The sequence below is a fragment of the bacterium genome (assembly GCA_035419245.1).
In the GTDB taxonomy this organism is placed as follows: Bacteria; Zhuqueibacterota; Zhuqueibacteria; order Residuimicrobiales; family Residuimicrobiaceae; genus JAKPUX01.
In genome coordinates, this window is record DAOLSP010000007.1 from 115,249 (window position 1) to 140,742 (window position 25,494).

26 protein-coding genes are annotated in these 25,494 nt (G+C 59.2%); 6 read left to right on the top strand and 20 right to left on the bottom strand.

Annotated elements, in window-relative coordinates:
- Positions 1 to 74: 74 nt before the first annotated feature.
- From PLH32_10785 to PLH32_10805, 5 genes are all read right to left on the bottom strand, one after another.
- The gene (locus PLH32_10785) at positions 75 to 1,259 is read right to left on the bottom strand and encodes a M24 family metallopeptidase (protein HQJ65085.1); all 1,185 of its coding nucleotides are present in this window, start codon (positions 1,257 to 1,259) and stop codon (positions 75 to 77) included.
- A gap of 156 nt (positions 1,260 to 1,415) precedes the next feature.
- A complete protein-coding gene (locus PLH32_10790) occupies positions 1,416 to 2,516 on the bottom strand; it encodes a FlgD immunoglobulin-like domain containing protein (protein HQJ65086.1) in 1,101 nt (366 codons plus the stop codon).
- 18 nt (positions 2,517 to 2,534) lie between these two features.
- Entirely contained in the window at positions 2,535 to 3,728 is a 1,194-nt protein-coding gene (locus PLH32_10795; protein ID HQJ65087.1) for a hypothetical protein, read from the bottom strand.
- An 87-nt stretch (positions 3,729 to 3,815) separates the two neighbouring features.
- Positions 3,816 to 4,841: a hypothetical protein gene (locus PLH32_10800; GenBank protein ID HQJ65088.1), complete on the bottom strand. Its 1,026-nt coding sequence runs from the start codon at positions 4,839 to 4,841 to the stop codon at positions 3,816 to 3,818.
- A 147-nt stretch (positions 4,842 to 4,988) separates the two neighbouring features.
- Positions 4,989 to 6,053 carry an LD-carboxypeptidase gene (locus PLH32_10805; GenBank protein ID HQJ65089.1) on the bottom strand — a complete coding sequence of 355 codons (1,065 nt, stop codon included), beginning with the start codon at positions 6,051 to 6,053 and terminating at the stop codon, positions 4,989 to 4,991.
- Positions 6,054 to 6,263: 210 nt separating this feature from the next.
- Between PLH32_10805 and PLH32_10810 the strand changes: the two genes are divergently transcribed.
- The 4 genes from PLH32_10810 (at position 6,264) to PLH32_10825 (ending at position 11,389) form a co-directional block, all read left to right on the top strand.
- The gene (locus PLH32_10810; GenBank protein ID HQJ65090.1) at positions 6,264 to 7,967 is read left to right on the top strand and encodes an Ig-like domain-containing protein; all 1,704 of its coding nucleotides are present in this window, start codon (positions 6,264 to 6,266) and stop codon (positions 7,965 to 7,967) included.
- 29 nt (positions 7,968 to 7,996) lie between these two features.
- Positions 7,997 to 10,036, top strand: a complete 2,040-nt coding sequence (locus tag PLH32_10815; GenBank protein ID HQJ65091.1) for a S9 family peptidase — start codon at positions 7,997 to 7,999, stop codon at positions 10,034 to 10,036.
- Between the two features lie 90 nt (positions 10,037 to 10,126).
- On the top strand, positions 10,127 to 10,552 hold the full coding sequence (locus PLH32_10820; GenBank protein HQJ65092.1) for a hypothetical protein: 426 nt from the start codon (positions 10,127 to 10,129) through the stop codon (positions 10,550 to 10,552).
- Between the two features lie 93 nt (positions 10,553 to 10,645).
- Positions 10,646 to 11,389 (top strand): cytidylate kinase-like family protein, encoded by a 744-nt coding sequence (locus PLH32_10825; GenBank protein HQJ65093.1) that lies wholly within the window; start codon positions 10,646 to 10,648, stop codon positions 11,387 to 11,389.
- Here the strand turns inward: PLH32_10825 and PLH32_10830 are convergent.
- From PLH32_10830 to rplM, 7 genes are all read right to left on the bottom strand, one after another.
- Positions 11,313 to 12,125, bottom strand: a complete 813-nt coding sequence (locus PLH32_10830) for a class I SAM-dependent methyltransferase (protein ID HQJ65094.1) — start codon at positions 12,123 to 12,125, stop codon at positions 11,313 to 11,315. The genes PLH32_10825 and PLH32_10830 overlap by 77 nt on opposite strands.
- A gap of 77 nt (positions 12,126 to 12,202) precedes the next feature.
- Positions 12,203 to 12,760 (bottom strand): ribosome recycling factor, encoded by a 558-nt coding sequence (gene frr, locus PLH32_10835; protein ID HQJ65095.1) that lies wholly within the window; start codon positions 12,758 to 12,760, stop codon positions 12,203 to 12,205.
- Between the two features lie 2 nt (positions 12,761 to 12,762).
- The gene (pyrH, locus tag PLH32_10840; GenBank protein ID HQJ65096.1) at positions 12,763 to 13,494 is read right to left on the bottom strand and encodes a UMP kinase; all 732 of its coding nucleotides are present in this window, start codon (positions 13,492 to 13,494) and stop codon (positions 12,763 to 12,765) included.
- A 69-nt stretch (positions 13,495 to 13,563) separates the two neighbouring features.
- On the bottom strand, positions 13,564 to 14,157 hold the full coding sequence (gene tsf, locus PLH32_10845; GenBank protein HQJ65097.1) for a translation elongation factor Ts: 594 nt from the start codon (positions 14,155 to 14,157) through the stop codon (positions 13,564 to 13,566).
- 18 nt (positions 14,158 to 14,175) lie between these two features.
- The gene (rpsB, locus tag PLH32_10850; GenBank protein HQJ65098.1) at positions 14,176 to 14,973 is read right to left on the bottom strand and encodes a 30S ribosomal protein S2; all 798 of its coding nucleotides are present in this window, start codon (positions 14,971 to 14,973) and stop codon (positions 14,176 to 14,178) included.
- 102 nt (positions 14,974 to 15,075) lie between these two features.
- The gene (rpsI, locus tag PLH32_10855; protein HQJ65099.1) at positions 15,076 to 15,468 is read right to left on the bottom strand and encodes a 30S ribosomal protein S9; all 393 of its coding nucleotides are present in this window, start codon (positions 15,466 to 15,468) and stop codon (positions 15,076 to 15,078) included.
- A gap of 35 nt (positions 15,469 to 15,503) precedes the next feature.
- Complete coding sequence (gene rplM, locus PLH32_10860; GenBank protein ID HQJ65100.1) at positions 15,504 to 15,932, bottom strand: 50S ribosomal protein L13; 429 nt, start codon at positions 15,930 to 15,932, stop codon at positions 15,504 to 15,506.
- 47 nt (positions 15,933 to 15,979) lie between these two features.
- Between rplM and PLH32_10865 the strand changes: the two genes are divergently transcribed.
- Positions 15,980 to 16,267, top strand: a complete 288-nt coding sequence (locus PLH32_10865) for a hypothetical protein (protein HQJ65101.1) — start codon at positions 15,980 to 15,982, stop codon at positions 16,265 to 16,267.
- Positions 16,268 to 16,407: 140 nt separating this feature from the next.
- On the opposite strand, the gene PLH32_10870 is transcribed toward PLH32_10865, so the two are convergent.
- The 8 genes from PLH32_10870 to PLH32_10905 all read right to left on the bottom strand — a co-directional run bounded on the left by PLH32_10870 (position 16,408) and on the right by PLH32_10905 (position 23,906).
- Positions 16,408 to 16,830: a hypothetical protein gene (locus tag PLH32_10870; protein ID HQJ65102.1), complete on the bottom strand. Its 423-nt coding sequence runs from the start codon at positions 16,828 to 16,830 to the stop codon at positions 16,408 to 16,410.
- 170 nt (positions 16,831 to 17,000) lie between these two features.
- Entirely contained in the window at positions 17,001 to 17,156 is a 156-nt protein-coding gene (locus PLH32_10875; GenBank protein HQJ65103.1) for a hypothetical protein, read from the bottom strand.
- A 347-nt stretch (positions 17,157 to 17,503) separates the two neighbouring features.
- On the bottom strand, positions 17,504 to 18,802 hold the full coding sequence (locus PLH32_10880) for a dihydroorotase (GenBank protein HQJ65104.1): 1,299 nt from the start codon (positions 18,800 to 18,802) through the stop codon (positions 17,504 to 17,506).
- 11 nt (positions 18,803 to 18,813) lie between these two features.
- Positions 18,814 to 19,746 carry an aspartate carbamoyltransferase catalytic subunit gene (locus PLH32_10885; protein HQJ65105.1) on the bottom strand — a complete coding sequence of 311 codons (933 nt, stop codon included), beginning with the start codon at positions 19,744 to 19,746 and terminating at the stop codon, positions 18,814 to 18,816.
- Complete coding sequence (pyrR, locus tag PLH32_10890; GenBank protein ID HQJ65106.1) at positions 19,747 to 20,304, bottom strand: bifunctional pyr operon transcriptional regulator/uracil phosphoribosyltransferase PyrR; 558 nt, start codon at positions 20,302 to 20,304, stop codon at positions 19,747 to 19,749.
- Between the two features lie 118 nt (positions 20,305 to 20,422).
- Positions 20,423 to 21,664 carry a diaminopimelate decarboxylase gene (gene lysA, locus PLH32_10895; GenBank protein HQJ65107.1) on the bottom strand — a complete coding sequence of 414 codons (1,242 nt, stop codon included), beginning with the start codon at positions 21,662 to 21,664 and terminating at the stop codon, positions 20,423 to 20,425.
- A 62-nt stretch (positions 21,665 to 21,726) separates the two neighbouring features.
- Positions 21,727 to 22,692 (bottom strand): tryptophan--tRNA ligase, encoded by a 966-nt coding sequence (gene trpS, locus PLH32_10900; protein HQJ65108.1) that lies wholly within the window; start codon positions 22,690 to 22,692, stop codon positions 21,727 to 21,729.
- 323 nt (positions 22,693 to 23,015) lie between these two features.
- The gene (locus PLH32_10905; GenBank protein HQJ65109.1) at positions 23,016 to 23,906 is read right to left on the bottom strand and encodes a creatininase family protein; all 891 of its coding nucleotides are present in this window, start codon (positions 23,904 to 23,906) and stop codon (positions 23,016 to 23,018) included.
- Between the two features lie 270 nt (positions 23,907 to 24,176).
- Between PLH32_10905 and rocD the strand changes: the two genes are divergently transcribed.
- Complete coding sequence (gene rocD / locus PLH32_10910; protein HQJ65110.1) at positions 24,177 to 25,379, top strand: ornithine--oxo-acid transaminase; 1,203 nt, start codon at positions 24,177 to 24,179, stop codon at positions 25,377 to 25,379.
- The last annotated feature ends 115 nt before the right edge of the window (positions 25,380 to 25,494 follow it).

Consider the following 25,494-nt stretch of genomic DNA (forward strand, 5'->3'; position numbering starts at 1 on the left):
CAGCTGTATAAAAGAAAAAAGCGTGCGCAGCTGCCCGCGCACGCCTGAATCGGTGGTAGGAGAATGAACGGGTCTCAGGCTAGGATCGGCACGATCCTTTCCTGCAGACCGCCGGCGACCGTCACTTCCCCTTCATCGGTGACGACGACGTCGATCTCGGTGCGGAAGCCCAGCTTCTTTTCCGGCAGATAGATTCCCGGCTCGATTGAGAAACAGCTGCCCGGAATGATGGTACGCTCATCCCTGGTCTCGAGGTTGTCGATATTCACCCCGTTGCCGTGCACCTCCTCGCCGATGTTGTGGCCGGTGCGGTGGGTGAAAAAGGGGCCGTAACCGGCCTCGTTGATCACCTTGCGGCAAGCGTCATCGACTTCCCAGCCGTAGACCGTCGCGCCGGCGGCGAAGCGTTCGCGCACCAGGGCGACGGCGATATCGCGGCCGCGACGGATAATCTGGAATATCTCCTCGAGCGCTGCGGGGACGCTCTTGCCGATGTAGCCCATCCAGGTGATGTCGGCATAGATCGAGCCGGGCTGGTCCATCTTGCCCCAAAGATCCAGCAGCAAGAGGTCGCCCTCTTTCATGGTCAGGCTGTTCTCCTCTGTCGGCTCAAAATGGGGGTCGGCGGCATGCTGATTGATGCCGACGATCGGGCCGTCTTCGAAATGGAGATGGTGTTCGCGCATGATGCTGCGCATGAAGTCGGCGATCTCGACCTCGCGCGGGGGCACCCCGGCGCGGATCAGTCGGCCGACTTCCCTAAAGGCCGCATCCTTGGTCTTGTGCAGCACCGCCATCGCCTCCTTGTGGCTGGCCCAGTCCTCCATCGTGAGATGGGCCTCGAAGCGGCCGACCAGATCGGCGCTGGAAATCACCTCGATCCCGAAGCTGCGCAGCAGTTCGACTGTGCCGCCGTCGACGATGGAAACGTAGGGTATGGCGTTGTTGGCGGAATACTGCATCGCCACTTTTTTGGCGCTCCCCAGCATCGATTTCAGCAGGGCGTGCTGTTCCTGCCAGGGCAGGTAGATGTGTTTGGCACCGGGGAGGTGATCACAGCGCCAGGGTTCGATGCGGTGCACCAGTTTTTGCGGCTCTCCGCTCGCCGGGATGTAATAATACCAGCGCCGCGAGGCGAAACGATGGGTGTCCATGCCGAGGATGCGCGCGGCGATGGCGTCGCGGTTATGGAAATCATAGAAGAGCCAGCCGTCCAGGCCGGCATCCTTAAGGGCTTGCTGAATGGCGGATAGATCCATGGTCACCTCTATGTTTGGTCGCTGAAAAGTATTAAATATCCGCGCGAAAAGCAACAGGTTTTAATGAGCGCGGCCTCCTGAGCGAACGGGACCCTGGGCAAAAAAAAGGGCTGGCCGGTGCAGCCGGCCAGCCCTGGAGTGGGAATTCCTCTCTGCTCATTTGGCGAAGATCATCTTGATCATGCGGTGTTCCACCCCCGACTGCACACGGCAGAAGTAGACGCCGCTCGGCACCACCATTCCCAGATCGTTGCGGCCGTCCCAGACACGGGTGAGATTGCCCGGCTGCTGCAGGCCATCAACCAGGGTGCGGACCAGCTCGCCGCGCATGTTGAAAATCTGGATACGCACCTCCGCCGCTTCAGGCAGGCCGTACTCAATGGTCGTCGTGGGATTAAAGGGATTGGGATAGTTCTGTTCGACATAAAAGATCTCGGGGAGCTGCACGGTTTCGATCATCACCGTGATCGGTCCATGCCAGGAGATCAGACCGTTGACGTCCCGGTCCTCGAGGAGATAGGTGTATGTATGGCCTTTTTCCAGCCGGTCATCCACAAAACCGTATTGTCGCGGCGCCGCTGAGGTTCCGGCGCTTTCGATCAGAGGGCTGATGCGCTGGAATTCGCCGGTATCGCCCTCCCGGCGGTAGACATAAAAGCCGACCGTATTCACTTCGCTCTGGGTTGTCCAGGCTAGTTTGACCACGCCAGCAGTGTTGATCGCAGTGAAAGCGCTCAACTGCACTGGCAGGGTGGCGTCGAGGGGTGTCAGGGTGCCGCTGCCGATCACCGTCGCCTGGTCGTGCGCATAGACGACGCAATAGTTGGGGGCTTCAGTCCGCCAGACCAGGTTCGATTTCAGCTCCTTGTTGATGATGGTGAAGCGGACCGTCGCCACATCGGTCCAGCTCATCGGTACCAGGGTCCCCATATTGGGCACAAAGAGGTCGATGTTGAGCGAAAGGCGCCCGACAAAAGGCTCAGTCAAGGTCATCGTCTGGTACATAGTCCCGCTGAAACTGTGCGGCGTGATCGTCAGGGGCTGCGGGTTAACGGCGGACGTGTTATAGGTAAAAACCAGGCTGGAAGTGCCCATATTGAAGGTGGAGCCTGTGCTGGCGATTTGCACCTTGACATCCAAGTAGCCGTTATTGGCCATATCGTTCCGGACGACGACAAATTGCAGATCGTAGGCGGCCAAAGCGCTTGCAGCCAAGGCCAGCAGCATGATCAACGTTGCGAAAAGCGTCTTTTTCATCTTCATCCTCACCTGCGATTAGGGAACCTGGGTAGCGCTGCCATTGTTGGGGCGCCAGAATCCGTTGACATCGATGGCGTCAATGCCGCCGTCGAGATTATAATCGGCATATTTGCTATAGCTCCAAGTGGTGCCATTGTTGGGTCGCCAGGCGGAGTTGAGATCGGCGGCATCGATGCCGCCGTCACCGTTGCCGTCGCCGGCCTTCATTGCAAAGCGGCCGTCGCTCATCGACTTCATCGGATTGGTGCCATAGGCCTTGTTCTGGGCCGTAGTAAAATCCCAGGGGGTGATTGTGGTCTCGTCCAGGGCGACTGGCACGGCGCTCATAACCGCCAGATGGTTGCGCTGGCGCAGGACCACATAGTAGCTTTTCACTCCTTCCAGGGTCATGATATCAAAACTCTCAACCCCCTCGGCGTCGACCACCTGGCCGTCGCTGCGCAGAAAACAGCTACGCGAATAGACCGGCGGGCCGCTGATGGAACTCCGCAGCTGCAGCAGCACCCAATCGGTCGTGGCGGCCGGCACCGCACTGACCGTCCGGGGATCATAGGAATAGACCGATGTCGTCGGCAGCAGGGCATTGCTATAGAGGTTGGTGCTCATCGTGTGGCTGGCAACATCATAGGGGCCCTGGAGGAAGGCCTTCGCCGCCAGCTTGACTGTTGCCAGATTGCGGGTGGTGGTTTCCCATTCCGTCAAGTCCGCGACGGGATTATTGGCGGGATTGTCGAAAAAGGCGGCCGCGTCGGTATAGGTCAGCAGATCGACTTGATAGCTGTTTTGCAGGGTGGTAATGTTCCAGCACAGGGTAACCACCCGCTGCCAGTCGGTGGTCACGGCAAAACCCGCAGGCGAGCCGGCGCTGGTCTTTCCGATCTTGTTCCCGGTCACGAGCACCCGATAATAGGTGATCGGCAGGTTGATCGTGCTGACCGAGATCTCGTAATCGCTGCTGCCGATGAACCAATTCTCGGCCACAGGGGTGGCCGGCGTCAGAGCCGATCCGTAGGGCACATCCACGGTCAATGAATTCAGGGTTCGGATACTATTGCCCTTGATCTCGAGGTCCGCGCAAAAACGCCCGCCCACCGTGCCGGAATTTGTCGACACCACCAGGCGGAATTCGGCGTTGTCGGCGAGCACGACGGACGCCGAAAGTACGATCAGGAGCAGGGACCAGCCCATCAAACGTAGCGTTAGTTTCATCATCCCTTCCACGTCCCCTTTCTGGGTTTCAATTACAACGTACATAAACAACAGGTGACTTCAAAGCGGATAATCACGGACGCTTTTTCAGGGCACATACGAGGTCGCACCTATCCTTTGAGCGCGATACCACAAGATGTAATCCTGTGAGGTGACTTGACCGTCAAAATTGAGGTCTTGCGGCTGGTAGCCGCTCCGGCCCTCCTTCGCCGCGCTCTGCCAACTGCCGAAATCAAGATCGGAAATCTGATGGTCCTGATTGACGTCACCGCTCCAGAGGCCCCAGACCGCGGGCTCGAGCGGACAGGCGGCATTGCGCCCTTCATAAAACGTGCTGTCCGCGCTGAAATCATGCAGCACCGGCGCGGATTTGCTGCAATAAAAGGTGTCCCGCGACATCACCGCCGCATGGTTGCGCTGGTACAGGACCAGCTGGTAGTTGCCCGGTGCGCAGCCGGCCATTCCAAGGGCCTGATTCACTCCATCCAGCTCTGTCAAATACCCTGCCTGATTGATCAGAAACGACTCCTCGCCGATGATATTCGCTGAACCGGGATCGCGCAGCTGCAAGAGCACCCAGTCGACCGTACCGGCGGGCAGGGCGGCGACAGCGCGGGGGGCACGGATGTACGGCGATGTCAATGGCAGCAGCCCCTTCCGCTGCAAGGTGGTCCGCATGGTATCTCCGGCGGCATCGTAAGCCCCCTGCAAGAACGCACGAGCGCGTACCAGAATGTAGGGCACCTCGCCGACCGTGTCCGAGACCGCCGACTCGTTCCCCCATACATCCACAGCGCGGACCAAATAAAAGAGATGCCGGTTGGGATCATTGAGTCGGGCATCCCGGTGGACATAACTGGTGTTCAGGGTGGCCGCGAGGAAATTCGCCGGTCCGGGCCTGAACGCCGGCACCGTGTCGCAGTAAATATTGTAATAGACCGGCTGCACCTCGGCATGGCCTGCTGTGTCCTCCATGACCGCCTGCCAGGAGAGGGTTGCCGTCTGCGCGGCGGCCTCGCGGCAGGCTATCCCAAGGCCGGCTGCAACCAAGACCAGTACAAGCCCGCGGCGCAGCCACAAATCATAGATCGATGTAATTCGTTGGCAAATCATACCTTCTCGCGTGTTAAATGAACCCCAGCACCCAGGAAAGCCACCCAAAGGTATGATTTTTACATCCAACCTGAGGTGATACGACGCACAGCTTGACGATATATTCCTTACACTTTTGATATACGGAAGGATGGCCAAACTGCGGAATTATTTCTCGCCAACCGCCGCCTCCTCCAGGGAAAAAGCCGCCTCTTTTTTAAATACGGCCGCCGTCACGCCCAAAGGAAGTACCGGCTTGTCTGCGACATGGCCGATGGAAAGGCCGTAGAGTACTGGCACCCCCAGCCCGGCCAGGCGGTCCTCCAGGACCTCCTCCACACTCAGGGTATTTTCGAAGGCCGGCTTGTACTCCGCCGGTTTGCAGCGGGCGCAACGGTCGAAGAGGATCGCCGCTACCGACTGGAGCTTGCCGGATTGGCTCAGCTGGGTCAACATCCGGTCCAGGTCATAGGGTTCCTCGCCGGTCTCTTCGAGGAAGAGCACTTTGCCGGTGGTTTCGATCTCGTAGGGGGTGCCGAGGCTGGCACAGACCAGGGTGAGGTTGCCGCCGGTCAAAGGGCCGCGGACAACCTCCGGGCTCCTATCCGGCCAGAAGCACATCGGCAAGGCCGCCGCCGGCGTCTCGATCCGGCCGGCCGCTTCGCTTCGGCCCAGAATGTACTTGAGGTAACGGGTTGAGTAGTCATTAAAGGTGGAGGTGGCGACGGCACCATGGTAGGTGATGAGGCCCGCCAGCTTGTGAATCGCCAGATGGAGGCTGGTGATGTCGCTGTATCCGATCAGGATCTTGGGATGTTCGCGGATCGCCCGATAATCGAGCAGCGGCAGCATGCGGATGGTTCCATAGCCGCCGCGCAAGGCAAAAATGCCCCGGACCTCGGGATCGCGGAACATCGCCATCAAGTCCTCGGCGCGTTCGGCGTCCGATCCGGCCAGGTAACCCCATTTGCGGGCGGCATAACGCCCGATCTTGACCCGATAGCCGAGTTTCTCGAGCGCCATCCGGCCTTCGACCAGGGTGCTCGGCTCGAAAGCCGGGCTGGCCGGGGCCACCAGGCCGACGTAGTCGCCCTCCCGCAAGGGGGCGGGTTTGATCAATGAAAGCGGCTCCGCCTCGCTCTCGAGCGGCGTCATCCACGCAGCCAGGGCGCCGGTGGCGGCGAGACCACCCAGGAATTCCCGGCGCGTCACCGCTGTTTTTCTCTTTTCCATCGCATCTCCCTCGTCCAATTCAGATACGCGTTTCCGCTGCGGCGAAGCCCCAAGCGGCGCCGCTAGACTGCAATTCTGGTGCAAAATTTCCCTATTCATTCAAAACAGAAATTCAGTGCCGTCTCTTCCCTGCCTGTGAAAAAGCGCTTGATATTGCAGCCGCGAGTTTGTAAGTTTTATTTTACTTATCTTTTTTCAGGGCCCGGTAATATGAACGAGAAGAAAACGCTCCATCACCGCCTGATCGGTGCCTTGCTGATCCTGCTGATCCTCCTGCTGGCCGCCTGCGCCCGTCAGGGGGCGCCTCCCGGTGGACCAGTGGACAAAATGCCGCCGCGTATTCTGGCATCCTGGCCCCATCCCGACACCACCCGCGTCGCGCTGAACAGCCGGATCACCCTGCAATTCAACGAGGCCGTGGATCACCGTTCCTGCGAGGAGTCCATCTTCATCACACCGCGCCCGGCGCAACCTGCGCGCTTCAAGTGGCACGGCAAAAAACTGGAAATCCTCATGCCCGGAGGGCTGCTGCCCCATCGTACCTACGTCATCACGGTCGGCACCGGCACCAAGGACCTGCGCAACATCACCATGGCCGCTTCCTATTCGCTCGCCTTCTCGACCGGCGATTCGCTCGACCGCGGCGCTCTTTCCGGGCAGATCTACAGCGATACCGCTGTAGAGGGGGTACAACTCTGGGCGTATGAAATTAACAACCAAGAGGCCCCCAATCCAGCAACCACGCCCCCGCTCTATGTCACCCAGGCCAACGTCCGCGGTGAATTTTCCCTCGACTATCTGGCCCTCGGCGCCTATCGCCTTTTCGCCGTCGGCGATCGTGACCTGAATGGCCGCTACGATGCCGAGCGCGAACTCATCGGCGTCGCCAGCCGCGACTATATCCTGACGCCCTCACAACCGCGCCTCGCCGGGCTGATCCTGCGCGCCACGCTGCAAGACACCACGCCTCCCATCCTGGCCGGGGCCGCCGCACCGGACAACCGCCATGTCGACCTGCGCTTCTCGGAGCGCATGGCCGAGCGCGGTCTGGCCGATCCCGGCAACATCACAATTACCACCGGCAGCGACACCCTCCCGGTCCTGGACCTTTTCATCGACCAGCGCAACACCGCCTATCTCCACCTCCTCACTGCACCACAGCGAGCTGGAGCGGCCTATCAAGCCACGATCCGTCAAGGTTGGGACCTTGCCAACCATGCCCTGAGCGATACCGCCCGCACGGCCATCTTCAAGGGAGCCGCCCTTGCGGATACGATCAAACCCTATTTCATCAGCAGCCTGCCCGAGGACAAGGCCCGAACCATCGCCCTGGAAAGCCCCGTCACCCTCTACTTCTCGGAGGCCATGGACCAGCCACTGGCCGCGCTCGCCTTCGCCTTGCTCGACAGCGGCAAGATTCCGGTCCCGGGCCGCATCACCTGGCGCAATAGTGCTGCGATGGTCTTCACGCCGGCGGCCCCGCTGCGGCCGGAGCGCCCCTATCTGGTCCGGATGGCCCTCGATTCCCTGCACGACCGCCAGGGCAACCGGATCGCCGATACCCTGGTCACCGTGCGTTTTCAGACGCTCAACCCGGATACGCTCTCAGAGATCGCCGGTTCACTGCGCGACGACGCTGCCGGACGCTCCGGCCCCTTTCACCTCAGCGCCCGGGCCGGCAAAGAACCAGCCATCGAGATCACCCAGGCGCTGGAAGGCGCCTACCGCTTCGAGCGGATCCTGCCCGGCGAATACCGGATCGACTTTTTCCGTGACGAGGATGGCAATGACCGCTACTCCTACGGCCGGCCGTACCCCTGGCAGCCCGCCGAACGTTATGCCGTCTACCCCGATACCATCAAGGTGCGGGCCCGCTGGCCCAACGAAGGCAACAATTTGATCCTGCCCGAATAACGCATCCTTCAACCTCTTCCGGAGTCTTTATGAAAAAATTCATTCCCATGCTGCTGCTCTCCGCCCTGCTGACCGTCTCCCTTAAGGCGGCCGAACGCCGCGCCATGACGGCCGACGACCTGTGGGCCATGAAACGAATCGGCGATCCGGCCCCGTCGCCGGACGGCCGCTGGATCGCCTTCAGCCAGACCGTCTACTCGATGGAAAAGAACAGCGGCAACTCGGACCTCTGGCTCCTCCCCACATCCGGCGGCACACCGCGCCAGATCACCTTCAACCCGAAATACGACGGCGCCCCGCAATGGCTCCCCGACGGCAGCGCCCTCACCTTCATCTCCAGCCGTGACGGTTCGAGCCAGCTCTACCGGCTGCCCCTCGAGGGCGGCGAAGCCCACGCCGTCACCGCGCTGCCGGTGGATATCGAGGATTACCTCTGGTCCGCCGATGGCCAGTACTTCCTCTTCACCGCCACAGTTTTCGCCGATGCCGCTACGCTTGAAGAGAGCGCCGCCCGCGCGGCCAAACGCGATGAATCCAAGGTGAAAGCCCGCACCAGCGACCACCTCTTCTTTCGCGCCTTCAACCAGTATCGCGAGGGGATGCGCACCCATCTCTTCCTCTGCGATGCGTCGGGTCAGAATGTCCGCGACCTCACGCCGGGCGAGTACGATACTCCGCCCCTCGATCTCGGCGGCGCCCGCGATTTCGCCATCTCGCCGGACGACCGCGAGGTCGCCTTTGTCCGCAACATCGACCCCATGCCCGCCGCGCAGACCAACAACGATATCTTCCTGCTCTCTCTGGCCGGCGGCGAGCCGCGCTGCATCACCAGCACCAACAAGGCGGTCGACAACACGCCCCTCTATTCGCCCGACGGACGCTACCTTGCTTACAAAGCCATGGCCCGGCCCGGCTTCGAAGCCGACCAGGAAGAATTGATGATCTACGAACGCGCCACCGGCCAGGTCCGGATGCTCACCGGCGGCTTTGACCAGAAAATCGGCGAAATCCTCTGGGCGCCCGACAGCAAGTCCCTCTTCCTCACCGCCAATCATCAGGCCCGCAACTGCATCTTCCAGGCCGATCTTGCCACCGCAACCGTCAAGGAACTGCTGCACCAGCACGTCAATAACGGCCTCAGCGTTGCACCTGATGGCAATACTCTCTATTTCCGCCAGCAGTCGGTCACCAACCCGGATGATCTCTACAGTCTGGATCTCTCCAGCGGCGCGGTGCACCAGCTCACCGCCGTCAACCAGGATCTGCTCGACCAGCTGGCCCTCAGTCCGGCCGAGGAGTTCTGGTTCGCCAGCTTTGACGGCAAAAAGGCGCACGGCATGCTCGTCAAACCTCCCTTCTTCGACCCGGCGAAAAAATATCCGATGATCTACCTCATTCACGGTGGCCCGCAGGGGGCTTTCGAGGACGATTTTCACTACCGCTGGAATCCCGCCCTCTTCGCCGCCCCGGGCTACGTCGCGGTTTTCGTCAATTTCCGCGGTTCCACCGGCTACGGCCAAGCATGGACCGACGCGGTCAGCAGGAATTGGGGCGGCGGGCCCTATCAGGATCTGATGGCCGGTGTCGATTACCTCCTCAAAACCTATCCCTTTATCGACGGCGAACGCATGGCCGCCGCCGGAGGCAGCTATGGCGGCTTCATGGTCGACTGGATCGCCACCCATACCAACCGTTTCAAGGCTCTGGTCACCCACGCGGGTGTCTTCGACCAGTTCAGCATGTATGGCGCCACCGAAGAGCTCTGGTTCCCCGAATGGGAGTTTGGCGGATTGCCCTACGAAAAACCGGAACTTTATCGCAAATGGTCGGCTTCAAGTTATGTGGAGAATTTTAAAAAATTCAAAACCCCGACCCTGGTGATACACGGCGAACAGGATTACCGGGTTCCCTATACCCAGGGTTTGCAGATGTTCACGGCACTGCAGCGCATGGGCGTCCCCTCGCGGCTGCTCCTCTTCCCGGACGAGACCCATTTCATCCTCAAGCCGCAGAATGCCCGGCTCTGGTGGCAGGAGGTCCATGGCTGGATCGACCGCTGGACCAAATAGCTTTCAACCGCCCGCTTCCTGTCCTCCGGCCGGTCTGCCCCGATGGAGAGCAGGGAGCGGGAGACCTTTAGATGCATCGGATGGTTTATCATGAAAATGAAAGTGCCTCTCCTTCTAGTGCTGACCGTTGCGCTCCTGCTTCCGTTCATGACCGGCTGCAAGAATCCCCTTTCGGATAAAAAGAACAAAAAGCTCGTCCATGAAGAGACCTTTTACGGGATGGGCCGCTATGTCTACTTCTGGAACGGCAAGGACCTGAATGGCAAGTATGTCACACCCGGAAAATATTACGTCGTGCTGGAAGTGCGGGATTTTCAGGACCAGGATTACGTTATGGCCATCAAGGGCGGCGAGGAGAGCGGCAGGGAGTCCGGATTCTACTACTTCAACGAAATCTGGATGACCAACGAACTGGGCAAAATCGAGCCCAATCCCTTCAAGATTCATGAGGGCTGCACCATCACCTTTGTCCTCAACAACGACGCCACCTCCAAGCTGCTTATCTACCAGGATTGATCCCGCCGACTCTTTTGCCGCATGCCGCTTGACTTTTTATCCCAGATGGGCTATCTTTAATCAGGGGGAAACGCCAAAACACGGGAGGCTGCCATGCTGCATGAACATGTCGATCCCGTCCATTGGGAAAAGCTGGTGGTGAGCCGGATCGCGCCGCTGGAAGCAGCCAAGCTCCACGCGAAGCCCAGGGAAGAGGCGGATATCTGGCACCGGATGAATGTGACCATCTCGCGCACCCACGGTGCGGGCGGTGACCACGTTGCCGAGGCGCTGGGCAAGATCACCGGGTGGCCGGTCTACGACCGGCAGCTGGTTGATTTCATCGCGGAGAACGCCAGGGTGCGTGATCGCGTCGTCGCCACGCTCGATGAGCGGAAACTGAGCGAGACCGAGAACTGGGTCCAGACCCTGTTCGATCCCGCCGCGCTGGCCACTGACAAATACCTCAAACACCTGCTCAAGGTCCTCACCTCAATCTTTGCGCACGGCCAGGCCATCGTCGTCGGCCGGGGTGGTCATTTTGTCGCCGATCCCCGTCACGCACTCCGTGTCCTGGTGACAGCGCCGCTGGAATGGCGGTTGCAGGCGATCATGGAGAAGCGGCATATAGATAAAAAAGCAGCGCGGAAGATCGTCGAGGAAGTCGACCAATCGCGCGCCGCCTTCATCAAGCGCTATTTTCACCGCGATGCGGGTGAATGCGCCGCTTTTGATCTGGTGATCAACAGCGAAGGGATGCCGCCCGAGCCAGCGGCACGTATCATTCTCTGCGCCCTGGAACAGCGGGCCGGCGCGCCTTTCCCGATGCCGGCAGCGCCCGGGCCACAAAGCACATGATGCCGCTGTCGTAATTGTACGCCTCGCCACTGAATCCCCCATAGACCTCCTCGACGGCAAAGCCGCTCAGAGCCAGCAGCGCCTCCATCTCGAAGCGGTGGATGTAGCGATAGCGCATTACGGCGCTGCTCTCGCGGGGCCGGCCGTTCCGGCCGATGTGGTGGTAGGTGTTCCGGATGGTCAGCAGCTGGCGGGCCGGATCGTGGCGGATCCGCGCGGTCAGCGACACCCCCACTTCCGGTGCGGCGAGCTCCTCGGCCGCGATCTCCTCGTGCCAGTCCCGCTGCTGGAGCACCCCGGCCAGGGGCACAAAGAGATCGAAAGCCAGGATTCCGCCAGGCTTGAGATGACGGCGGATGGCGGCGAGGGTCGCCAGCTGGTCAGCCTGGGTTAGATTGTGCAGAAAAGCGCGAAAGGGGATAATGCAGAGCGCGAATTTCACCGGCAGCGACAGGTCGCGCATGTCGGCCTGCACCAGATGGACCCGGCTGGCGGCTTGCGGCCACGCCCTCAGTTTCTTCGACGCGATCGCCAGCATTCTCGCCGAATCGTCGATGCCCCAGATCTCGCTGCCGGCTGCCGCCAGTTCCAGGGTGACACGGCCGGTGCCGGCGCCGATCTCGAGAAGCGGGCCGGGAAAGCGGTCGGCCAGATCGAGATAGAAGGGCAGGTCGTCCTCCTTGAGGCTATACTCGAGATCATAAAAACGGGCGAAACGGTCGTAAATAATGGGCATCGGGCGCTCCTTAAAGAAAAAAGACCGCGGCCGGCTGCGGCCGCGGTCTGGACAGGTTACGGACCGGGAGGGGTGGATCAAACCTCCATGATCTCCTTCTCCTTGAGGACGAGGATCTCATCGATCTTTCGGATCAGCTCGTCGGTCAGGCGCTGGATCTCCTCCTGGGCGCGGCGTTCGTCATCCTCGGAGATTTTGGAATCCTTTTCAAGCTTTTTCAGCCGTTCAAGACCGTCACGGCGGACATTGCGCACGGCCACACGCCCCTCCTCACCGACGCGCTTGGCCACCTTGACCAGGCTGATGCGGCGCTCCTCGGTAAGCTGCGGAATCGGGATGCGCACCACGATCCCGTCGTTGGCAGGATTGAGCCCGAGATCCGATTTCTGGATCGCCTTTTCGATCTCGCCCAGCAGCGAGCGATCCCACGGCTGGATTACCAGCAGGCGCGGTTCCGGGGCGCTGACGTTAGCCGCCTGGCGCAAGGGTGTTGGCGTGCCGTAATAATTGACGACGATTCCATCGAGGATCGCCGGAGAGGCCTTGCCGGTGCGCAGCTTGGCCAGCTCACTGCGGACGCTTTCGACGGCGGCGTCCATGCGGTGACGGACATCCTTCTTAATCTCTTCTATCATGGCTATTCACCTATCACTTTGGTTCCGATGGATTCGCCGCGGATCACCCGCATCAGATTTCCCATCACCTTGAGGTTGAAGACCAGGATGGGTAAATCGTTCTCCATGCACAGCGTCACGGCCGTGGTATCCATCACCTTCAGCCTTCCACGGATCACATCCATGTAGGACAACTGGTCGTATTTGACCGCATCAGGATGGAGGACCGGATCCTTGTCATAAACGCCATCCACTTTGGTCCCCTTGAGGATCGCGTCGGCGCCGATCTCGATGGCGCGCAGGGCAGCGGCGGTATCGGTGGTGAAGTAGGGATTTCCCGTGCCCGCCCCGAAGATGACGATCTTGCCATGCTCGAGATGAGTGATGGCGCGGCGGCGGATGAAGGGCTCGGCGATCTGCTCCATCTTGATCGCCGTCATCACCCGCGTCTGGGTCTCGTAGCGTTCGAGATAATCCTGCAAGGCCAGGGCGTTGATCACCGTCGCCAGCATGCCCATATAATCTCCGGTGACGCGGTCCATGCCGCGGGCGCTGGCGGAGAGACCGCGGAATATATTGCCGCCACCGATGATGATGCCGATCTCAACCCCCATGCGCGCAACCTCCGCCACCTCGCGGCTGATCAGGTCGACCGTCTGGGGATCGATGCCCAGCCGATTGCTGTCGCCCATGAGGGCCTCTCCGCTCAATTTGAGCAGAATGCGGCGGTAGACGGGTTTGCCGGGTTCAGCCATGCAGCGCTCTCCTTCAAGGCAGTGGCATAAAAAAAGAGCGAAGCCGGAACTTCGCTCGAACACCTCTTTCTATTCGCCCAGCTGGAACCGGACGAACCGTCGCAGGATCATATTCTCACCCAGCTTGGCGATCTTTTCATTGAGAAGATCACGGATGGTCTTGGTGGGATCCTTGACAAAGGACTGTTCCAGGAGGCAGACCTCCTGGTAGAATTTTTCCAATTTGCCCTGGGCCATCTTTTCGACGATGTTCTCAGGCTTGCCCTGCTCGCGCGCCTGGGCCCGATAGATCTCCATCTCTTTCTCGATCTTTTCCTGGTCCACTTCGCTGCGATCGACGACCAGCGGGTTGGCCGCGGCGATCTGCATGGCGACATCCTTGGCGAATTCCTGGAAATCGTTGGTGCGCGCGACAAAATCGGTCTCGCAATTGATCTCGACCAGCACGCCAAGGCGGCTGCCCGGATGAATATAGGACTGAATGATGCCCTGGTTGGCGCTGCGGCCAACCTTCTTTTCAGCCTGCTGCACGCCACGCTTGCGCAGATATTCGATCGCTTTCTCGATATCACCGTTGGTCTGTTCCAACGCTTTCTTGCAATCCATCATACCGGCGCCGGTCTTGTTGCGCAGCTCGTTAACTAGGGAAGCAGATATAGACATTCTTGTACTCCTGACTGATCACTTGACGGTTGCATCACTGGAATAACTATCACCCATCTCGTCGGCGGCTTCCTGCTTGTAGGCCAGCTCAGCATCGTCGCCCTCGTTCTCAGCGGCCATCTGCACATCGATACGGCCGGACTTGCCCTCGATGATGGCATCGGCGAAGGCGCGGGTGAGCAGGCTGATCGATTTGAAGGCATCATCGTTGCAGGGGATCGGATAATCGACGAATTCGGGATCCGCATTGGTGTCGTTGAGGGCAAAGGTCTGAATATTCAGCCGCTTGGCCTCCTTGACTGCGATCGACTCCTTTTTGGAATCGACGATGAAGAGGGCAGAGGGGAGATGGTTCATCTCGCGGATGCCGCCGAGGACCTTTTCGAGCTTTTCCTTCTCACGCTCGATGGTGAGGATCTCTTTCTTGGTCAGCTTGTCGTAGGTGCCGTCGGTCGCCTTCTTCTCGAGATTTTTAAGCCGCTTGACGCTCTTTTTGACCGTGACGAAGTTGGTCAGGGTGCCGCCCAGCCAGCGTTCGGTTACATAGGGCATGCCGCAGCGATCGGCTTCAAGCTTGATGATGTCCTTGGCCTGCTTCTTGGTGCCAACCAGCAAAATGGAGCCGCCCTCGGCGACGATCTTGCGGACGGCATCACGGGCCTGATTGAGACAGACGATGGTCTTTTTGAGATCGATGATGTGGATTCCATTGCGTTCCATAAAGATGAATTTCTTCATCTTGGGATTCCAGCGGCGGGTCAGGTGGCCAAAATGGCTCCCGGCGAGCAGCAGGTCCTGGATTGTGACTTCAGCCATGATCATTCCTTGTTTTGGGGTTAGACCGCCATCCTCCAGCCCAGAGATATCACCTTGACAGGCACCCCTTGTTCAAAGGAGGATGTGAGTGATAAGCCTGGTTTAGCGTTTCGAGAACTGGAAGCGCTTGCGGGCGCCGGGACGGCCGTATTTCTTGCGTTCGACCATGCGCGGGTCGCGGGTCAGGAAACCGTTGCGGCGCAGTTGCGGACGCAAATCTTCGTTGGCCTTGACCAGGGCGCGGGCGATGCCGAGCAGCAGAGCGCCGGCCTGGCCGGTGAGTCCGCCACCTTCGACGTGGGCCTTGATGTCCCATTTGCCCAGATTGCCGGTTACCTCCAGCGGCTGCTCGATAATCATCCTGAGCGTGTCGCGCTTGAAATAATCGAGGAGTCCCTTGTCGTTGACCTCGATGGTGCCGGCGCCGGGAGCCAGCCAGACGCGCGCGATGGCATTTTTGCGGCGGCCGGTGGCGTTATAGTACGTGCCTTTCATTTGCTCTCCTTTGGATCTGCGCAAGCAGGGATCGATTACAGGGTGATGGTTTCAGGCTGCTGGGCGGCGTGCGGATGGTCCGGCGCAGCGTAGACCTTCAGCTTGCGCAGCATGTGACGCCCCAGGGTGTTGCTCGGCAGCATGCCGCGCACGGCATGACGTACCACAAATTCCGGCTTTTTCTCCATCATGCGCGCGATGGGCGTCTGACGCAACCCGCCGGGATACCCGGTGAAATGGGTGTACTTCTTCTGCTCCATCTTGCGGCCGGTGAGCTTGACCTTGTCGGCATTGATGATCACCACAAAATCGCCGCAGTCCATGTGCGGGGCCCAGATGGGCTTGTTCTTACCGCGCAGGATCTCGGCGACCTTGCAGGCCAGACGGCCCAAAACCTGCCCGTTCGCATCGATCACATACCACTTTTGCGTGATGTCGCTGGGTTTCGGGGTAAAAGTCTTCAAGATATTTCTCCTTTATTTTACCTTAAGCCGAGAAATATAGGAAAAATTTGACAATTATGCAAGATTTTTCTGGCGATTTCGCTTGCTTTTTCAGGAAGATAGGGTTGGAGGAGATCAAATACGTCTTTAATGCAATACCAGATTCTGATTTAAAACCAGGCTACGGCCTTGCTCCCGCTCCAACCAAAACGGACTCAATGTGCAGCGATATGGCGGTTCCACCAGCGGTGCAATACGCATCGGCGAAAGCCGAAAGGAGGGCACAATTCGTCTGGAAGGCTTCAAATGGTCCGTCAGAGAGCCAGTTCGCTAACCGCGAACTGGCCACTTCATAAGCCGCTCTCAGATTTGACAACAACAAAGCGCCCAGGTAAAAACCGCGGGCGCTTGATTACTCTTTTGATCCGTGAAGCATGGTCATCATCACTGCCCCCTCGAGCCGACCGACTGCAAGGGGCTATCATCAGAGAAATCATTAAAAGCTATAGCCGAGGCCGATACAACCGTCAAAAGTAAGGTATTGTCCGCTCTCTTCAAGAAAGAACGTTCCACCGCCGGCTTCATGGATGGTATCCAGGCCAATCCGCAAATGTAAAAGATAGCGCTCGCCCAAGCGATGCTTCATGCCCATACCGATCTGCATATAGGCTCTACTGGAACGATCGCTCACATGAGAGAATTGCGAAAACCTTGAGGGATCATAATAGCTGCCCTCCTGTTCCAGATCCAGATGCCGGAAGATGCGTCCGTATAATAACTCAATATAAGGAGACTCGGCACGATTGAACAGGCTCGCTCGGATACCCAGAGCAGGGGTATAGTAGTAACAAGAACTGGCCATTTTTAATGCCGGATACCCGCTTGGCGGACCGGAAGGAGTCTTGTTTTCATTATTCACAGTATAATAATCGTTAGTAAAATCATAGCGGGGCAAGGAGAATTGGTTGGACAGGTACGCAGAAAATCGTTCAGAAAGACGCCACCCCAGATTGATCTTGAGAAAAAACGGCCTTGGTACTTGCTTGAATAGTATGTCCGTAACTGTCCATCGGTGCCGGCAGGATAGTTTTAATTGCCGCTGAACTCATCAAAGGTACCGCCAGATCGGGCTAGGAAAGCTGCGCCGCCGAACAATTCAGTGAAAATCGGCGATTCCTGTCCTAAAGAGGCCGATCCAAATCCTGCGATCAGGATGGACATAACAGTGATCTTCATTTTGTTCATAATGCGCTCCTGTGATGAAACGTTCTATGTTCGAACGCCCAATTTCCTGATTTGACAATTCTATCGCGTTACTCAGGGGCAATCGTTATAGTCGACAACCCAGTAAGACATGTCGATAGAGGAAACTTTATCATTGATCGTAACATACACCAGGCCATCCAACCAGGTTTCATCAATCCAATTATCATCATAACAATGACTATCACACCCACTTCTCTGGGCATCAAAATTATGATTGGGGCCACTTCTTTGCGCATATCTTCCTCTGCATCAAGCGCAGATAATCCACCCAAAGAGTGCAGGCCTAAAACCACGATTCGTCATACGGGATGCAACCATTAGGTACTTTACAACTCCGCTGTCCACAGCATCCCCCGATTGATCACCCCGCAGACTACCCCTGGCAGGCTCCAGCCCTCGTAGGGCATGTTGCGCGAGCGGGATTTGAGCCTCTTTGCGGTCACCGTCCACTTCTCCTCCGGCGAGAAAAAGCTCAGGTTGGCCGGAGTCCCTTCCTTGATCAAGGGAAGAGGCAGTCCGAGCACCCGGCGCGGCGCCAGAATCATTTTCGCGAGCGCTTCGTGCAGCGGGAGCTCTCCGGCAGCCACCACTTTGGTCAGGATGATGCCGAGCATGGTCTGCAGACCGAGGATGCCATTGGGGGCGGCCTGGAATTCGACCTCTTTTTCCTCGATGCTGTGCGGGGCATGATCGGAGGCGATGACGTCGATGGTGCCATCGCGCAAGCCGATGAAGAGGGCCTCGACGTCCGCGCGGCTGCGCAGGGGCGGATTCATCTTAAGGTTGGTGTCGTACTTTTCGAGCGCTTCGTCGGTGAGAGCCAGATGGTGTGGAGTCACCTCGCAGGTCACCTTGACCCCCTTCTCCTTGCCCCGGCGTACCAGCTCCAGCCCCTTGGCGGTCGAGAGATGGGCAATATGGATTTGCCCGCCGGTGAATTCGGCCAGAGCAAGATCACGGGCGATCATCACCGCCTCGGCGATATCGGGGACGCCGGGCAGGCCGAGCCGCGTCGACATCCAGCCCTCGTGCATCTGCCCTCCGGCAGCGAGTTCGGGCTCCTCGCAGTGGTCGATCACCGGCACCTCGTACATGCTCGAGTACTCCAGCGCCCGCCGCATCACCGCCGCGCTCTTCACCGGACTGCCGTCATCGGAGAACGCCACTGCGCCGGCGCGGATCAGCTCGGCCATCTCGGTGATCTCCTTGCCTTCGCGCTTTTTCGTCACCGCCGCGATCGGAAACACCTCAACCAGCTGCTCCTCGGCGCGCTTTTTCAGAAAACGCACCACCTCCTGACTATCACAAGCGGGCTCGGTGTTGGGCATGGCGCAGACGGCGGTGATTCCACCGGCCATGGCAGCCGCGCAGCCGCTCTCGATGGTCTCCTCGTCCTCACGCCCGGGCTCGCGCAGATGAACGTGCATGTCGAGCAGTCCGGGGACGATCAGCTGGCCGCGCAGATCGACGATTTCGCCCTCATAGTCGCGGACCAGATCCCGCCCGATGCCGGCGATGCGGCCATCGACGATGAGCAGATCGAGGGGTTGACGCTGCCCGGTGCCCAGGTCGAGCACCTCGCCGCCCTGGAGCAGGATTTTTTGCACTTTTTGCAGGGATTCCATTATCCTTCCTTTCAGCCCACACTCTCTTCATTGCCGCTGAGCAGATAGAGCACCGCCATGCGCACCGCCACGCCATTGGTCACCTGATCGAGGATGACCGAATAATCGGCATCAGCGACATCGCTGTCGAGCTCGACGCCGCGATTGATCGGCCCGGGGTGCATGATGGTGATCTCTTTCTTCGCCCGCTCCAGCCGCGGCAGCGTGACCCCGAACTCGGCATGATACTCGCGTAATGAGGGAAACAGCCCGGCCTCCTGTCGTTCGAGCTGGATGCGTAGCACATTGAGCACATCGGCCCAGGCGATCGCCTCCTCGATATCATGTGTGACGCGGACGCCGAAGCGCTCGACCTCGCGCGGCATCAGGGTTTTCGGCCCGCACAGTATCACCTCCGCCCCCATCGTCGTCAGGCCGCGGATATTGGAACCGGCGACGCGGCTGTGCGAAATGTCGCCGATGATTGCCACCTTGAGGCCGGCCAGTTTGCCGAATTTCTCCCGCAGCGTGAACATATCGAGCAGGGCCTGGGTGGGATGCTCATGGGCGCCGTCCCCGGCATTGATGATCGCGGCATCGACGCACTGTGTGAGAAAGAGGGGCACGCCGGCCGCCTGATGACGCACCACCACCATATCGATCTTCATCGCCGCGATATTGCGGATGGTGTCTCTGAGGGTCTCCCCCTTTTTGACCGAACTGGTGGAGGTGGTGAAATTGACCGAATCGGCCGAGAGGCGCTTTTCCGCCAGTTCAAAGGAGATGCGCGTGCGTGTCGAGGGCTCGAAAAAGAGATTGACCACCGTCTGCCCGCGCAGGGTCGGGACCTTGGGGATGGGGCGCTCGAGGATCTCACGGAAGGTCCGCGCTGTCTCCAGAATGGCGGTGATATCCGCGGCACTGACCCCCTCGAGCCCCAACAAGTGTTTTTGCTGTATCGGCATCTATTCGCCCTCCTTCGGCGCTTCCACCAGCAGGACGCAGTCTTCGCCATCGGTCTCCTTCAGCCGCACCTGCACCTCTTCCCCGATGGAAGTGGGAATGCTCTTGCCGATATAGTCGGCGTGGATCGGCAGCTCGCGGTGGCCGCGGTCGACCAGGACCGCCAGTTGGATCGCCGCCGGCCGGCCGAAATCCATCAGGGCATCCATGGCTGCACGCGAGGTGCGGCCGGTGAAGAGCACATCGTCGACGATGACCACCGGAAGGTCATCGATCTCGAAGGGGATGTCGGTGACCTGAACCACCGGCTGGCGCAACCGCTTGCGGAAATCGTCGCGGTAAAGGGTGATGTCGAGCACCCCGTAGGGCACCCGTTTACCCTCCAACTCCTCGATGCGTTTGACGATGCGCTCGGCCACAAAAGCGCCGCGCGTCCGCACACCGACGATGGCGATCCGGTCCACGCCATGATTGCGCTCGATGATCTCAAAGGCGAGGCGCGAGATGGTGCGTTTCAACCCCTCCTTATCGATGACCACTGCCTTGACTTTTACGTCCATGTTCTCACCCATCATAGATTCAAACAATAAGGTACTCCCGCCAAGCCACCAAGGTGCAAAGGCAACCGGTGCCTTTTTTCTTGATGTCTCCGTGCGTCTGTGAGAGATCTGGTTGTCGCTAGAACAGCGACGGCTCACGGTCGCGGATGACCGAAGAAGTTTGGCCGTCGATGAGCACCTCCACCGGCCGCGGACGGGCGTTGTAGTTGCTGGTCAGCGTATACCCGTACGCCCCGGCGGTCATCACCGCCAGCCCATCGCCGCGCTCCATCCGCTCGAGCTCGCGCTCCTTGGCGAGAAAATCACCCGATTCACAGATCGCCCCGACTACATCGACCGTCTCGTACTCCGCCCCGCCGGCGTGCAGGGGCAAGATGGCATGATAGGCGCCGTACAGCGAGGGTCGGATCAGATCGCTCATCGCCGCATCCACCACCAGAAATTTCTTGCCCTTGGTCTCCTTGCGGTAGAGCACTCGGCTCAGCAAAACTCCATTGGGCCCGACGATCGAGCGCCCCGGCTCGAGCAGAATCTCGCAGCCGAGGGGCTGGAGCACCGGGATCACCTGGGCGGCTATCTCCTCCGGATCCATAAACCAGGGCGAGCCCTGCTCGCGCAGCACTCTGGTATAATCGACGCCGAGGCCGCCGCCGAGGTCAACATGCTCGAAGCGGATACCCGCCTTGCCCAGATCGCTGACAAAAGCGGCCAGGGTCTCGGCCATACGGCGGTAAGGCTCGCTCTTCTTGATCATCGAGCCGATGTGGCAGTGCACCCCGACGATTTTCAGCGATTTCTGTTCCGCCGCCCAGAGATAAGCAGCGCGCGCCTCCTCCAGGGCGATGCCGAACTTGTTGGCGCTCTTGCCGGTGGTGAGATAGGGATGGCCCTCGATGTCGATGTCGGGATTGATGCGGATGGCGATCGGAGCGGTCAGGCCCATCTCCACGGCAAGACGGGCGGTCACCTCGAGTTCCGCACGCGACTCGACGTTGAGGGCGAGGATGCCCGAGCGCAGGGCGAAACGGATCTCGGCATCGGTCTTGCCGACGCTGGCGAAGACGATGCGCTGCGCCGGAAAGCCCGCTGCCAGGGCTTGGGCCAGTTCGCCGCCCGAAACCACATCGGCCCCGGCCCCCAGCGCTGCCATCATCTTCAGCAGCACGGGATTGGCATTGGCCTTGAGGGCATAGCAGACCATATGGGGGGCGCCAGCAAAGGCCGAGTCGATACGCGCATAGTTGCCGGTGATGCCGGCCTTGCTGTAAACATAGGCGGGCGTGCCATACTGGCGGGCCACCTCAGCTAGGTCGGTCTCCTCACAGAAGAGGCGATTGTCGCGGTAGGAATAGGGGATCATGGCGTGCCGTTCCTTATGATATAACAAAAAAAGAGCGATGGAGGAGATCCATCGCTCAGTTATCAATAATCGATACCGGTGGCGTGCCGGGCCGCCTGAAGATAGGTTGCGGCCACGGCGCGGGCTTTTTCCGCGCCCTGCTTCATGATACGATGCACCCTGGCCGGATCGCGCACCAGTTCCTCGCGGCGTTCGCGGAAGGGGGCGAAATAGTTCCAGATCACCTCGAGCAGTTCTTTCTTCACCTCGCCGTATTTGAGTCCCGGCGCCAGGTAGCGGGCGCGCAGCTCCTTTTTGCCGGCCTCGTCGAGAAAAAGCGAATAGATGGCGAAAAGGGTGCAGGCGTCGGGATTCTTCGGTACCTCGATCGGCGTGGCATCGGTGACGATCGACATCACCCGTTTTTTCATCATCTCGTACGGGCTGAAAATGTCGATGGTGTTGCCATAGGATTTGGACATTTTCTGGCCGTCGAGTCCGGGAACCATCGCCACCGAATCGGGGATGTCCGGTTCGGGCACGACAAAGACTTCGCCGTAGGTCTGGTTGAAGCGGATGGCGATGTCGCGGGTCATTTCAAGGTGCTGTTTCTGGTCCTTGCCGACCGGAACGATGTCCGCTCCGTAGAGCAGAATATCGGCGGCCATCAGCACCGGATAGGCGAAGAGGCCGTGGTTGGCCGGGATCCCTTTGGCCAGCTTGTCCTTGTAAGAGTGGCCGCGCTCGAGCAGTCCCATGGGCGTGACGTTGGAGAGCAGCCAGGTGAGCTCGGTAACCTCCGGCACATCCGACTGGACGTAGAAATAGGATTTCTCCGGGTCGATGCCGAGAGCGAGAAAATCGCAGCAGGCCTCGAAGGTATTGCTGCGCAGCTTTTGCGCATCAAATACCGAGGTCAGGGCGTGGAGGTTGACAACAAAACAAAAGAGCGTGTGATGCTCCTGATAGTCGATCATCCGCTTCATCATGGCGAAATAGTTGCCGAGATGAAGGTTGCCGGAGGGCTGTATGCCGGAGAGGACGCGCAACGTCATTTTCCTTGATAGGTTGCGAGAAATTCAATTCATTAAAAATACATTTTTTTTCGCAGCCAATCAAGAGAAAAGAGGTCCTGGCACGCTCCGTACTTAAAATCCCGTTCCCAACCAGGAGCGATCAGGCGGACAGGAAATCGGATTGTGCCGGAGGTAAAAACTCAAGGAAAATCATCCAGTGCGGCTTATAAAGAGCCGAGATCGTTGCGGCTGCAATCGCACTGGGGCAGTTCCCTGCCCGCGGTTATTATCCCTTGCATCAGGCGCTTTGGGGGACATTTCAGCTTTGGGCTTGCCAGGCTGATCCAGCCAATCTTCTAAAACGGTTTGGTCTCGAGCGGATGTTCCGCGTGATCATAGAATTCCTTCTGCAGCTGCAGGATTTTTTCATCCGTCTTGACACAGGCGATCATTTTGACCAATTGTTCCACATCGTGTTCGATGCGCAGCTTGCCCAGCTCGGCCTGGGCGGGACCGCCATCGCCGGCATAGTGGTTGGGATAGCGGGCATACCACCAGATGCCGGTGTAGAAGAAGGGCAGCTCTCCCAAGCGCGCCAGATCCTTGCCGGACTGCGTGTTGGCCTGATCCAGATGCACCAGATCCGGCCGGTGCGACAGCATCATCGCCGTCTCTTCCTCATCGGCATGGCCTCCGGTCTGCGTTTTCTTCAGCGCCGCGATTTTCCCGGCAAAGGCCTCATCCTCGACCGGCGCAAAAAGCAGGACAGCGTAACCATGCCGTCTCTCCATCTGCACCTGACAAAAATAGCGGAGCAGATTGTTATTGCCGCCATGGCCGTTGACAAGGATGATCTTTTTCATGCCGTTGCGTGCCAATTCATCGCAGGTTTCCTGCAGCACATTCCAGACGAGTTCATGACTGTAGGCCACCGTGCCGGGCTGATGCCTGGCCTCATTGATCTGTCCAAAGTAATAGGGGGGGAAAACAACCGCATACTCGCGGGCGGCAGCGGTCAAGGCAACCTTCCGCACGTCGATCAGATCCGTTCCAAGCGGCAGATGCGGCCCGTGCTTCTCCAGAATGCCCAGGGGAACCAGGCAGGTGCCGTGACTCAACGTCACCGCCTGCACAAATTGCGGCGAGGTCAGCTCCTCATAGTTAACCGGCAAGACGGGCGCATTTTGTCCTGCTGCCCGCAAGCCTGCTGCCAGCAGCAAGAGCAGTACGACTCGGGAATATCTCACAGGCACTTCCTTTCCTGTTTCGGATTTTCAGCTGAAAAGCCAAACCGCCCACAATCTCTACAGTCGAGTTCAAGATAAAGTAACCAATCGGTATCTGAAAAGCCAACAATATTTCGCGAACCTGGGTTAGGTTCTTGACAGCGCAAAATGGCCGCTTTGGAGATCTGCTGCCTCAATGATGCTGAAACGCGCAACGCGATTTGCTTGCTTTTTGAGCTTTAAAGCTCTAAATTCCTCCGTGAAGAAAAAACACCCTATCCAGGAGGAAGTATGACGTCAGCAGAACTGATCGCCATGGAAGAACAATATGGCGCCCACAATTACCATCCTCTCGATGTCGTTATCGAACGCGCTCAGGGGCCCTGGGTCTACGATGTCGAAGGCAAACGCTATCTCGACTGTCTCGCCGCCTATTCGGCCGTCAACCAGGGCCACTGCCATCCGCGCCTCGTAAAAGTGATACAGGAACAGGCCGCCAAACTGACCCTGACCAGCCGAGCCTTCCGCAACAATCTCTGGCCCCTCTTTGCCAAAGAGTGCTGCGAGCTGCTCAGCTACGAGATGATGCTGCCGATGAACAGCGGCGCTGAGGCGGTCGAGACCGCCATCAAGACCGCGCGCAAATGGGGCTATCTCAAAAAGGGCGTTGCGGACGGCAAGGCGGAGATCATCGTCTGCGCCGGCAACTTCCACGGCCGCACCACCACCATCATCTCTTTCTCCGATGATCCCGACGGCAAGGACTATTACGGACCCTATACCCCCGGCTTTGTCCTCGTTCCCTACGGCGATATAGAAGAGCTGAAAAAAGCAATCAACAAGAACACCGTCGCTTTCCTGGTCGAGCCGATCCAGGGCGAGGCCGGAGTGGTCGCCCCGCCCAGGGGCTTCCTCAAGCAGGCGGCGGAGCTCTGCAAGGCAAATAATGTGCTGCTGATCTGCGACGAGATCCAGAGCGGCCTCGGCCGCACCGGCAAGATGCTCGCCAGCGAACACGAAGGGGTCAAACCGGATGTGATCACCATCGGCAAGGCGCTCTCGGGCGGCATGTATCCGGTCTCGGGCGTCCTCTCCAGCCGCGAGATCCTCGGGGTCTTCAAGCCCGGCACCCACGGCTCCACCTACGGCGGCAATCCCCTCGCCTGCGCGGTCTCGCGCGAGGCCCTGCGCGTCCTGGTTGAGGAGAAACTGCCGGAGAACGCGGCGGTGCTTGGCGAATACCTGATCGGCGAACTGCGCAAGATCGAGACGCCGCACATCGATTTCGTCCGCGGCATCGGCCTCTGGGTCGGCATCGTCCTCAAGGAGAATGCCGGAGGCGCCCGCCGTTTCTGCGTCGCCCTCAAGGAGCACGGCATCCTCGCCAAGGACACCCACGCCCACATCATCCGTCTCGCTCCGCCGCTGGTGGTGACCAGGGCGGAAATCGACTGGGCGGTCGGAGTCATCCGCGGGGTGTTTCAGACCCTGTAGCCCGTTGCTCCCATCCGGGGCCGCACGGCCTGATCCGCCGCTTACTCGGGTGCTCCTGAATCATCGAACTATCACCCCCCTTATCGGCTTGCACGGTTCCCGGCAATTCTGACCA